Genomic DNA, 12101 nt, shown 5'->3' on the forward strand with positions numbered 1-12101 from the left:
AAATTAACCTGTTTTTTAACGCTAATTTTGCAGTCACCGGAGTTGTCAGGCTGAATGTTTTGGTATTGTAAACCACTGCATTGATGATTTCAATACAATATTTGAAGAAATTGAAAGCATTTATTGCAAAAAAATTAATTAAAAATATAACTTAGTACAACTTTTCGAATAACCTATTATAATGAATCACTCCGATAAAAGAATATTATTTTTCTTTCCTGAAAACCCTTTTTCAAAAAAAGCCGGGAATGTAGCCAGAGCATATACCAATCTTAAACATTTAAAATCTTTAGGGTTGAATATTGATTTGGTAGGAGTTGACGAGTTCTACAGAGGATTTGGGGATACAGGTGAATTTGTAGATAAAAATATAATTGATGACCATCTGGTCTTAAAAAGAAGACCGATAAGAAACAAAAAAAGCTATACTTACTGGAAATATAAGATCATAAAACTATTCACCAAGCAGAAAACAAGCAATAACGGATACTTCTATACCCGATATTTCATGGATACTTTTACTGAATTTTATAACAGAAAAAAGTATGATTACATTCTTATCAATTATGAATTCTGGACTGATCTTATTGTAAAACTCGACTTAACCAATGTTACAACTATAGTAGATACACACGACTGGATCACGCTGAATGAATACTACAAAAACAAAACGCTGAATATTGGAGAAAAGTTTAATGAAGAGCTTCAGAATCTTTCATTCTACGATAAAGTGATTACCATATCCAATGAAGAAAACTTTATTTTCAAAAGCTTTTTGGGAGATAAGGTTGTAAATATTCCGCCAAGCTTTCCTGCCAATTATGAAACGGGCACGACAGAGAAAATATACGATCTTATTTTCGTGGGTTCAGACAATCCGTTCAATGTAGAGTCATTCAATTGGTTTATAGATAAGGTGATGCCTTTCTTACCAAAAGAAGTTAAAATATGTGTTATCGGAAGAATCTGCAACTGGATTCCGGATCGTGAAAATATTGAAAAAGTAGTTTTTGCAGACAGTCTCAAAGAATATTATCATAAAAGTAAAATAGCGATCTGCCCAATGCTTGGAGGTACCGGAATCAAAATTAAGGTGGTAGAAGCACTTTCCTTCGGCATTCCAGTGGTAGGAAGTGAAAAAGCAATTGACGGATTTTTCCAAAAAACAGGAAACGGATGTTTGGTAAGCGACGATCCGAAAACTTTTGCAGACATTGCGATGCAGCTTATCAACGACCCAGTTTTATATGAAAAGCAAAAGCAGGAAGCTATACAGTTTTTCAAAGACAATTTCACAGAAGAGAAATCGGTGGAACTTTGGGAATCAATTTTAAACTAATACATTATGGAGAAAACTCCTTTAATTTTATTTATAAAAACCTATAAACCGGATTTTGAAAGAACGCAAAAGCTTTTACAATCTATAGACCGTCATAACAAGGAGAATATTCCTGTTATTATTTCGGTAAACGATTCTGATTTTGAGTTTTTTAAAGAAAGAATTTCCGGATATAAAGTTATTAAAGATTCTGATGTCTTTGCTTCGGATCAGAAAGACGGCTGGAGATATCAGCAGATCATCAAAGTACACGCCTACCGCCTGGGAATTTGTGAAAATTATCTTTGTTTAGACTCAGACTCTGAGTTTATCCGGGACTTCTACTATTCAGATTTCCTGTATGATGATCATACACCTTATACCATTATGCACGAATCCAAATCATTTTTGGAGACCATGGAAAACATTGGGATAGATTCCGAGACGATGTTTTTCAAGGAAGCATTAAGGGCAACCCGTCCATTTTTTGGCAATAAAGGAAAAGAATGGGACTATGGCCCTTCTCCTTACCTTTGGAGCTGTAAAGTTTGGGAACATTTTATTGAAGTATATTTGAAAGAACAGGGTAAAACTTTTGAAAGCTTCTTTAGCGAGATTGACGAGATAACAACCCCTTCTGAGTGTGTGATCTATGGAGAATACCTTCTAAAAACAAGATTAATAGATATTTACCCTATTGAAGGCTTCTTTAAAGTATATCATTTCGAAAAGCAATATAATCTTGAGAAAAAATTTTATAATATTGCAAAACTTAAAAAAAATTATTTGGGGGTTATCTTTCAAAGTAACTGGCAAATAAGAAAAAGAAAATTCCTACTATTCTAATGAAGATATCAATCGTTACAGCATATTATAACCGAAAAAAACTATTTGAAAATACCCTTTCAAGTATCGTTAAACAATCTGAGTTTCCCTTACAGAACGTGGAAGTCATTGCTGTAGATGATGGAAGTGATGAGGATGAAAGACTGGAAGATCTTACTGAAAAATATCCTTTTTTAAGGGTTATCAGGCTGGAAAAAGAGGATAAATGGTACTTCAATTCATGTATTCCTTTTAATATTGGTTTCAGGGAAGCCAAAGGTGATATCGTGATATTGCAGAATCCTGAATGTCTTCACTATGGTGAGGTATTAAAACATACCCAGGATCACATTACAGAGACCAATTATATAAGTTTCTCATGCTTCTCTCTTGGAATAGAAAGTACAGATAATCTGAATACATTATTAGAAAATCCTGCACAGCTTCAAAAACTGATGGCTGATAATAATGTTGGTTATATCGGAGATGGGCTAGATTGTTGGTATAATCATTCTGTTACCAATCCTAAAGGATATCATTTTTGTGCTGCCATTACTAAGAAAAATCTGTACGACTTAGGAGGCTTTGATGAAAGATTCGCCAGAGGAATCGCCTTTGATGATAATGAGTTTCTGCACAGGGTTCACCTGAAAGGCCTGAAAGTAGAAATTATTGATCATCCTATCGTTCTTCATCAGAACCATTACCAGAAGATTTCCTATACAACGGATAAAAACTTACTGGATGATGAGACGTACCAAAAAAGATTAAAGCTGGCAGAAAGAAACAGAATTCTATTTGAATTGGTCACCAAGTCGGATAAACCATGGAGAGCCAATTACTTCCATGAAAATGAAGAGCATAGAATCAAAAGAAACTTTATACAGAAATTAAAATACAAGATAAGAAAGCGCCTTGACTAAAAATAGTTCCCCATCATATATCACATTGAAAATCAACACAAATAACAAAAGAAAATTAAAATTTTATAAAGTATGCAGTTGAGCGTAAATTATCACGGTTTTTTTAACGGAAACTTTGGAATTTCCGAAGCTACCCGGCTGAATGCTTTAGCCCTGGAAGCTGTTGGCATCAAAGTAAACCGGATAAATTATTCCAGTGAAACTTTTGAAAGAATAGACACCGCACCGTCGGAAAATGATACAACTATCAATATTTTCCATATCAATATCAACTTCATTAGTGATTTCTTTTCCAAAAATCAGGACCTACAGTTGAAAGACTATTACAACATCATTTATTGGGCCTGGGAATTCCCTGAGGTTTCGGAAAAAGTGGTTCAGATTTTAGGAGTTTTCGATGAATTATGGGTTCCGAGTGATTTCTGTGTCAATATTTTTACTCAGTATACAGGAATTCCGGTGATCAGATTCTCTCATCCGATTCAAAAGCTGGCGGATTCAAAAGATTTTAGCAGAGAACCTTACGGTATTTCGGAAAACGCAAGAATCTATTTTACCATTTTTGATTCTTTAAGTACAACGATCAGAAAGAATCCTGAAGCAACTATTGACGCTTTTACAAATGTTTTTAAAGAAGACAATAATAATGTCCTAATTGTAAAAACACATAACCTGGAAAAAAGTAAGGATGCACAAAAGGCTCTGGAAAAATATAAAGATATCCCAAATGTTATCATCATCAATGAGCATTTTTCGAAAGAGAAGCTGCATTCTTTGATTCAACAGTCGGATGTTTTAATTTCTCTGCACGGTTCAGAAGGTTTCGGGCTGACGATGGCAGAAGCCATGGCTTATGGAAAAATTGTGGTAGGAACCGGTTATTCCGGAAATCTGGATTTTATGAATGTTAATAACAGCTTCCTGATCCAGTATGATTTTATCAAAACATCTAATACAAAAGGTCTTATTGAAGAAGGACTTACTTTGGCAAAACCAAGACTTCAGGATGCGATTGAAAAACTTCAATATATAAAAGACCATTTTGAATCTCTGAATGCTATAAGAGAAAGTGCAAGACTCCAAATTGAGAACAATTTTTCAATACAGTATATCGGAGAACTGTTTAAAACTCGTTTGGGCTTTATTCAAAACCTAAGCAAGACTGAAAGTCAAACAGCAACTAATGTGAATGACATTTTCTACCTGAGTGAGATTGAGAAACTCAACAACAGGATACAGTATCTCGACAGAACGATCTATAATAAAATCAGAAAGAAAGTCAACATTTTCTTGAAAAAGATCAAAAACAAGAAATAACATATTCTTATTCTCAAAAAGAGAAGAGCGAAGAAACTAAAAAATAAACCGCCATTGTTCCAATGGCGGTTTTTATATTAATATTTATCAATCTATTTAACCAGCTTTATTGATTTCTTGAGGATAAGGATAATGTAAATAATCAAAACAACAGCCAGAGAAGATATCAGCACTTGATTAATAATAAAAATAACATTAGACTGGCCGGAAAAGAGACTTTCTGCGATTCTTCTTAATGTTTGGTTCCACAATATAAGAGGTAAAATCACCATGACAAACTTGGTTCCAAATTGGTTGTTTTTGCTCCAGCTTATGATGGCCGGTACACATAGTACAAGGAAAAACAATCGGTACTCCCAGCTGATAGATAGGAAAAAACTGAATAGAAAGATTCCGGAACCTATCAGAAAAAGAGATATTTCCTGTTTTTTGATTTGAGTAAGATCTGTCTGTTCCCATTTCTTTTTGAATATTTTAAGCAAAACAAAAATGATGGAGATAAATACAACAGCATATCCCGCCCAATAAATACCTTCAATCTTATACATCTTTGGATTGTGAGACATGATGTTTTTCAGAAGGACAGAAAAGCCAAAACTCAATTCCGCAAAAGATGTTGGTGTTCTCTCCCGAATGATCGCAATTTCTTCATAATTCACTCCAAAATAGATCAATATTATACATCCAATGGAAGCAAAAAGCAATATATTTTTGAAGTTCAGCTTTGAGTATAAATATAGAATCACCAACCCTGCTCCTATCGGATAAAGCTTTAGCATGAAAGCGAGCAGAAAGAACGGTATGTAAATCATTTTGCTTTTAGGAAAAGCTACAATCGGAAATACAAGAAGTGAGAATATAATCAGATCACTGTTTCCTCTCTCAAAAATCAAAAGAGAAACCGGCGAGAGAAGCAATAGTATATAGTAAGCTGCTTTTTTCACATTCCAGTTTCCTGTTCCCCACAAAAACAGACTTTGGCTACAGAAAATAAGTAAAAAGCCTATAATCTTATAGTGCGCACCATCAAAACCTTTGATATAGGAGAAAAAACGCCAGAATGACGGATAGTTATAAGGAGGTTCATAGTGTTCCTTAAAAGGGTCCTTCCCTATTTGATATAAATCTGTTCCTTTCAGAAGAAGACGAAGATCTCCATACACCGACCAGGAATCAAATTTGATAAAAGACCGGAATACATGCCAACCCTGAGCATAATCAAACACCAACAGGAATATGAGTAATACCAATACATAATAAATTCTAAGATCATTTTTCAATCTTATCTGCAAAGATTTACTATTACCTGTCATTTTTCATTCTTTTATAAATTTCCATTCATAGAAATAAACCGCTCTTCTTTTCCTCTTCTCAAGAGAATATAGACCTGATAAAGGCGTACAAAAGTAAAGATTAAGATCAAAAAAGCCAATAACACCGTTGCAAAACATCATGAAAAACATGATAATTTTAAGTAAATTTGCAAAAATTTAAATTGAAATGGAGAAAGTAAGAGTACGTTTTGCTCCAAGTCCTACCGGACCTTTACATTTGGGAGGCGTAAGAACTGCATTATATGATTACCTTTTTGCTAAAAATCAAGGTGGAGAATTTGTATTGAGAATAGAAGATACAGATACCGCAAGATACGTAGAAGGAGCTGAAGAATACATTGAAGAAGCTTTGGAATGGTGCGGAATCATCCCGGATGAGAGTCCTAAAAAAGGAGGAAAATTTGCTCCTTACAGACAATCTGAAAGAAGAGATATCTACGACAGATACACTGAGCAGATCTTAAAGACAGATTATGCTTATATCGCTTTTGACACCGCAGAAGAACTGGATGCAATTCGTGCAGAGTACGAAGCTAAGGGCGATGTTTTCTCATATGATAATAAAACAAGAAACCGTCTGAGAAATAGTCTTGCTCTTTCTGAAGAAGAAGTTCAAAGACTATTGGATGAAAAAACACCTTATGTAGTACGTTTCAAAATGCCTGTGGACAGAGTGCTGAACCTTGAAGACATCATCCGTGGAAAATTCTCTGTCAATACAAACACTTTAGATGACAAAGTTCTGGTAAAGAATGACGGAATGCCAACCTACCACTTCGCCAACATCATTGATGATCACGAAATGGAAATTTCTCACGTAATCCGTGGTGAAGAATGGCTTCCTTCCCTAGGATTACATACTCTTTTATACGAAGCAATGCAGTGGGAAGCACCACAGTTTGCCCACCTTTCTTTGATCTTAAAACCTGAAGGAAAAGGAAAATTGAGCAAAAGAGATGGAGATAAATTTGGATTCCCTGTATTCCCTCTTGATTTCAAAGATCCTGCAACAGGAGTTGTTTCCAAAGGTTATAGAGAAAACGGATACCTTCCTGATGCTTTCATCAATATGGTTGCATTATTAGGATGGTCACCTGCAGACGATAAAGAAATTCTTCCATTGGAAGAGATGATCAAGGAATTCGATCTTCATAAAGTACATAAAGCTGGGGCAAGATTCAGTAAAGAAAAATCAGAATGGTTCAACCATCAGTATATTCAGATGAAAACGGATGAAGAACTTCTTCAGATCCTTAGAAATACAGACATTGACCTTTCCGGAGTTTCTGATGAAAAGCTTTTAAAAGTGATTCACCTGATGAAAGAAAGAGCAACGTTCCCGAAAGACATCTATGAAAACGGGAAATTTTTCTTCGAAGCTCCTACTTCTTATGATGAAAAAGCATCTAAAAAAGCTTGGAACGAGGAAACATCTGCAATTTTAGGGGAATTGGCTTCAAATTTTGAATCTACAGACTTCGTTGCAGAAACACTGAAGCAAGCCATGCATGATTTCGCGGAAAATAAAGGTCTGGGAATGGGTAAAGTAATGATGCCACTCCGTTTATCTTTAGTAGGAGAATTGAAAGGACCGGACGTTCCGGACATCCTGGAAACCCTTGGTAAAGAGGAAAGTATCTCCAGAATAAGCAATGCTGTAAATAATTTTAAATAGAATTAACATAATTTTTCATACATTTGAAAGATTTAATTTACTTCAAGAAATGGAATATTTAAGTTTCGAACTTCCTATCAAAGAATTGATGGATCAATATCAGACCTGTTCTTTAGTAGGGGAAGAAAGTGGTGTTGATGTAAAATTAGCATGCAGCCAAATTGAGGATAAGATTTTAGAAAAGAAAAAAGAAATCTATGGAAATCTTACACCTTGGCAAAGAGTACAACTGTCTCGTCACCCAGATCGTCCGTATACATTGGACTACATCCACGGAATGGCAGATAAAGGCAGTTTCTTAGAACTTCATGGAGACAGAAATTTCGCTGATGATCCGGCAATGATTGGAGGATTGATTACCCTTGACGGTCAAAAAGTAATGATCATAGGGACTCAAAAAGGAAGAACAACCAAAGAAAGACAGCACAGAAGATTTGGAATGCCAAATCCTGAGGGATACAGAAAAGCTTTACGACTGATGAAGCTTGCTGAAAAATTCAACATTCCTGTGGTAACTTTAGTAGATACACCGGGAGCTTATCCAGGATTGGAAGCTGAGGAAAGAGGACAGGGTGAAGCTATTGCAAGAAATATTTTTGAAATGGTTCAGCTAAAAACGCCTATCTTCACTTACGTGATCGGAGAAGGAGCCAGCGGTGGAGCATTGGGAATAGGTGTAGGAAACAAAGTATATATGTTGGAAAACACATGGTATACGGTAATTGCACCCGAAAGCTGTTCTTCAATCTTATGGAGAAACTGGGATCACAAGGAAGATGCAGCCAATGCATTAAACCTTACTCCAGCAGACGCCTTAAGAGAAAAGTTCATCGACGGAATCATTGAGGAACCGCTTGGAGGAGCTCACTATGATCAGGAGACAACTTATTTAAATTTGAAAAATTCTATTCTACAAAATATCAAAGCTTTCGCCAAATTTACAGGGCATGAGCTTGAAACCCAGAGACAAGATAAATTTATCGCGATGGGTCAGTTTAAAGGATAAAAGTTAATAATTATGGGAGTTGGTACTAATCTTAAAAGATTAAGAAATAAAACAAAACTTTCTCAGCAGGAAATCGCTGATAAGTTAGATATTGACAGAGCCACTTACATCAATTGGGAAAATGGAACCTTTGATGTAAAATCTCAATATATTCCCAAATTAGCAGAAATTTTCGATGTTGAACTTCATGAGTTTTTTAAAGACGATCAAAAAATTCATATTACAAATAACATTGAAAACAAAGATAAAACAGGAACCGGAGGAGTTGGAGTACAGAAAGGAAAAATCATAATTAATATGATAATTACAGATGAATCCTCTGCAATCAAACTTAGTGAACAATTAGAAAAACTTTTACATAAGAAATGATTTTCTATTCATTTGGTTCTTAATAATAAAAGAAGAAGCCCTGCAAATTTGCAGGGCTTCTTTTATTATCATTCCAATCTTAGTTCAATAGGGTTATATTGATCATACAATTTTCTTGAATTTCTATTTAACTGTCTAATAGTTTCAGAATCTGCATTATCCAGCACTTCTGAATAATCAGTCTGCAAAAAAGAATCTTTTCGCCATTGATAGGCTTTTTCTTTCTTGACATGTTTTACATTTTCATATGAATTAGCAAATGGGCAAATCATTTTACGTTTTTTGAATTTATATAGTTTATAGTGAAAATCGCCTTTGTCATCATACAATTCTACAATAAGACCCGGCAATTTATTAAATTTATAGGGTCCATAGTTTAATGGAATATTAGGATTGAAATATGCGATCCAGTTTCTTCCGTATTTGTTAGTAAATGCTTTCTGACAATTAGCATTTCCAATTTTTTTGAATTCGTTAACCAATTTCCATTCTATAATATTAGGTTCTTCATACGAAGCAAAAGCTCTTGAAATAGGAGTTGTGACATATACTTTTGCAACAGTAGTCCCTATATTTTCAGGATACTCACATGCAAACTTAGAAAAAGCCTTCAGGTCTGTAAGGGCATCTCCTGTTTCTTTTATTTTTTTGTAATACTTTAAAGAATCCTGTACATGAACATTCATGCTTTTAAAATAAGACTCCCTATCATTCATCATCAGAATGAAGGTAGTGAGCTGGCTTTTTGCATTGGGTAGATTAGAGTTCTTATAATCTAAAGTATATCCTGCCACATATTCCGAAGAAAAGCTTTTTTGAGCTTTTATCGAAACAATAAAAAGAGCTGAAATCAATAGGAATATATTCTTTTTCATGAGGTAAGAAAAGACTATCCTGGCTTAACCCCAAGATAGCCAAAATTAAATTAATTTTAATAAATTATCTACTAATAATAAACGATCCCCGCAGGAAACGATCCACAGGCGTTAAAATTAAGTGCTGATAAAGTTTGAGTCAATTGTGCTCTTGGAACGCTTGCGGCATAATTGTCATTAATTTGAAAGACCATACCGCAAGAACTTCTGAAAGGAAAGGCAAATACGCTTGATATTCCTAAAAATACCATTCCTAAAATAAATGCTTTTTTCATAATGTGTAAAAATTTTGTTTGTTATTGTTTAGCAAACATATGAAGCGAAATTGGAAAATAATGTTAAAAAAACTCAACAAATTTTGTTGCGTTTTTTCAACATTTCTATAAAACAAACAAAATAATAAATGTATTTAACAACAATCAATTAGACATAAAAACTAAAACTTATAATTTACAAAATCTAATAAAAAAATATTTATCATTATTCAATGAAAAAACGGTTAAGAAATTTTTTCTTAACCGTTTTTCTTTAGCTTTCTTCTTTTTTAATCAGCAACATGGAGTGCAATCTCAATATCCTGATCAATTTTCTTTACCGAAGAATATTTTGCATCACATACCATGGTTGTCATTACATATTCTCCTTTATCTATAAGGATAAAATTTTGTCCCTTGGCAGGTACACTTAGATTATAATATTTTTTTCCACTGATTTTAACCACCAAATTACATCCCGACTGATTTTTTATGTTAATATAAGCTTCGTTTTTATTCGCATTATTATTAAACAGGTGAGTCAGCATGGCGGCTGTTCTTTTTGCCTCATCGCTAGGCTCAGACTTACTTACACCAGCAGTTTTTGCGGATCCTACTGAAGCAAAACTCGTTCTTCGTTCTTCTTTTAACGCTTCAATAGCTGCTGCAGTATTACTGTTAACAGGTGCTTTACCATTCGTTGCAGATTTATTTACCGCCATTGTTTTACCGCTGTTCAGTTCATTATTTTTGACAATATTTTCAATTTTTTCTTTACTGATCGGTTTGATGGTAGGCTTGGCTTCAGGAGAATTGTTGGCCATGATCATATCAATCAGCTTTCTTTTAAAATAATCTGTTTTGGCGTGTCCCGGGTTCTGCTTCAGGAAACCTGCAATCACTCTGGCTTCTTTTGAAGATTCTGCATCCTGCTCCGTATAAATGATCACTGTTTCTTTTTCAACAACAGCCTTAGATTTTGTTTTTTTCTTTTTTTGGGAAAATCCAAGAGAGAAAATGCATATAAATAGAAGGAAGAAGATTTTTTTCATTAATCAAACCTTTAAAATAGTATTAAATATATTAATAACGTGAAAAGTCATTTTTTAGTTTATCATTAAAATCATTATCTTTGCACTGCTCTAAAATTAAGCTAAAAATTAATACTAATCTTAAATAAAAAATAATAGATATTATGTCTTATACACCAGTTGCTGCAGACGTAGCTAAATTAAGAAACCAAACAGGTGCAGGTATGATGGACTGCAAAAAAGCTCTAGTTGAAGCTGAAGGAGACTTCGAAAAAGCGGTAGATATCCTTAGAAAAAAAGGACAGAAAGTTGCTGCTAACAGAGCTGATAGAGAATCTACTGAAGGAGCTGTAATCGCAAGAGTAAACGAAGATAACACTTTAGGTGCTATTATCTCTTTAAATTGTGAGACTGACTTCGTTGGTAAAAACGAAGCTTTCGTTGAGCTAGCTTACGAATTAGCTGAAATGGCAATCTTCGCTGCTACTAAAGAAGAATTATTGGCTACAGATTTCCACGGAATGACTGTTGCTGACAAATTGATCGAGCAGACAGGTGTTATCGGTGAAAAAATCGAAATCGGTACATTCGAAAGAATTGAAGGACCATTCCTAGGTGCTTACATCCACGCTGGAAACAAAATTGCTGCTATCACTTCTCTTTCTGCTAAAGTAGACGGAGCTGACGAAGTTGCTAAAGCTGTTTCTATGCAAGCTGCTGCGATGAACCCAATCGCTCTTGACGAAACTAAAGTTTCTCAGGAAACTATCGACAAAGAATTAGAGATCGAAAGACACAAACTTACTGAAGAAGGTAAGCCTGCAAACATTATCGATAACATCCTTAAAGGTAAAATGCAGAGATTCTACAAAGACAACACTTTGGTACACCAGGATTTCATCAAAGATTCTAGTATCTCAGTTGCTGACTATGTAAAATCTGTAAACGCAGACCTAAAAGTAACAGGATTTATTAGAGTAAGCTTATAATTAATCTTTCAAAAAGATATTGAATCCCGGTGAATCTTTCACCGGGATTTTTTTATTGAAAAGGGTTATGATTATTAACCCAATATCACGGGAATTTTAAATATTCAACAATTACACAATAAACGAGATTTCATAGTTTTTTTTATATAAAAATTTGATTATTAATGCTTAAATTTGCGGCCCCT

The 12101-nt window shown here is 34.3% G+C and carries 12 protein-coding genes; 8 read left to right on the forward strand and 4 right to left on the reverse strand.

Annotated features, from left to right (window positions below; translation table 11 throughout):
- The first annotated feature begins 181 nt into the window (after positions 1–181).
- The 4 genes from ACL9RH_RS22500 (at position 182) to ACL9RH_RS22515 (ending at position 4383) form a co-directional block, all read left to right on the forward strand.
- The gene (locus ACL9RH_RS22500; protein ID WP_422695569.1) at positions 182–1339 is read left to right on the forward strand and encodes a glycosyltransferase; all 1158 of its coding nucleotides are present in this window, start codon (positions 182–184) and stop codon (positions 1337–1339) included.
- A gap of 6 nt (positions 1340–1345) precedes the next feature.
- On the forward strand, positions 1346–2164 hold the full coding sequence (locus ACL9RH_RS22505; RefSeq protein ID WP_422695570.1) for a DUF6492 family protein: 819 nt from the start codon (positions 1346–1348) through the stop codon (positions 2162–2164).
- On the forward strand, positions 2164–3066 hold the full coding sequence (locus ACL9RH_RS22510; RefSeq protein ID WP_422695571.1) for a glycosyltransferase family 2 protein: 903 nt from the start codon (positions 2164–2166) through the stop codon (positions 3064–3066). Before ACL9RH_RS22505 ends, ACL9RH_RS22510 begins: the two co-directional genes overlap by 1 nt.
- A gap of 72 nt (positions 3067–3138) precedes the next feature.
- Entirely contained in the window at positions 3139–4383 is a 1245-nt protein-coding gene (locus tag ACL9RH_RS22515) for a glycosyltransferase (protein WP_422695572.1), read from the forward strand.
- A gap of 92 nt (positions 4384–4475) precedes the next feature.
- Here ACL9RH_RS22515 and ACL9RH_RS22520 read toward each other — a convergent pair whose 3' ends face one another.
- Positions 4476–5696: a hypothetical protein gene (locus ACL9RH_RS22520; RefSeq protein WP_422695573.1), complete on the reverse strand. Its 1221-nt coding sequence runs from the start codon at positions 5694–5696 to the stop codon at positions 4476–4478.
- A gap of 187 nt (positions 5697–5883) precedes the next feature.
- Between ACL9RH_RS22520 and gltX the strand changes: the two genes are divergently transcribed.
- From gltX to ACL9RH_RS22535, 3 genes are read left to right on the forward strand one after another with little or no spacing between them, the layout of a single operon-like run.
- Complete coding sequence (gene gltX, locus ACL9RH_RS22525) at positions 5884–7392, forward strand: glutamate--tRNA ligase (protein WP_422695574.1); 1509 nt, start codon at positions 5884–5886, stop codon at positions 7390–7392.
- 49 nt (positions 7393–7441) lie between these two features.
- Positions 7442–8398 (forward strand): acetyl-CoA carboxylase carboxyltransferase subunit alpha, encoded by a 957-nt coding sequence (locus tag ACL9RH_RS22530; RefSeq protein ID WP_422695575.1) that lies wholly within the window; start codon positions 7442–7444, stop codon positions 8396–8398.
- 12 nt (positions 8399–8410) lie between these two features.
- Positions 8411–8767 (forward strand): helix-turn-helix transcriptional regulator, encoded by a 357-nt coding sequence (locus ACL9RH_RS22535; protein WP_422695576.1) that lies wholly within the window; start codon positions 8411–8413, stop codon positions 8765–8767.
- A 68-nt stretch (positions 8768–8835) separates the two neighbouring features.
- Here the strand turns inward: ACL9RH_RS22535 and ACL9RH_RS22540 are convergent, their stop codons facing one another.
- The 3 genes from ACL9RH_RS22540 to ACL9RH_RS22550 all read right to left on the reverse strand — a co-directional run bounded on the left by ACL9RH_RS22540 (position 8836) and on the right by ACL9RH_RS22550 (position 10948).
- The gene (locus ACL9RH_RS22540) at positions 8836–9642 is read right to left on the reverse strand and encodes a GLPGLI family protein (protein WP_422695577.1); all 807 of its coding nucleotides are present in this window, start codon (positions 9640–9642) and stop codon (positions 8836–8838) included.
- Between the two features lie 71 nt (positions 9643–9713).
- A complete protein-coding gene (locus ACL9RH_RS22545) occupies positions 9714–9917 on the reverse strand; it encodes a hypothetical protein (RefSeq protein WP_422695578.1) in 204 nt (67 codons plus the stop codon).
- Positions 9918–10186: 269 nt separating this feature from the next.
- A complete protein-coding gene (locus tag ACL9RH_RS22550; RefSeq protein ID WP_422695579.1) occupies positions 10187–10948 on the reverse strand; it encodes a DUF6759 domain-containing protein in 762 nt (253 codons plus the stop codon).
- 143 nt (positions 10949–11091) lie between these two features.
- Here ACL9RH_RS22550 and tsf point away from each other — a divergent pair, with 143 nt between their 5' ends.
- Positions 11092–11916: a translation elongation factor Ts gene (gene tsf / locus ACL9RH_RS22555; RefSeq protein ID WP_422695580.1), complete on the forward strand. Its 825-nt coding sequence runs from the start codon at positions 11092–11094 to the stop codon at positions 11914–11916.
- Positions 11917–12101 lie beyond the last annotated feature (185 nt).

Source organism: Chryseobacterium sp. Mn2064 (assembly GCF_049319685.1).
Lineage (GTDB): Bacteria > Bacteroidota > Bacteroidia > Flavobacteriales > Weeksellaceae > Chryseobacterium.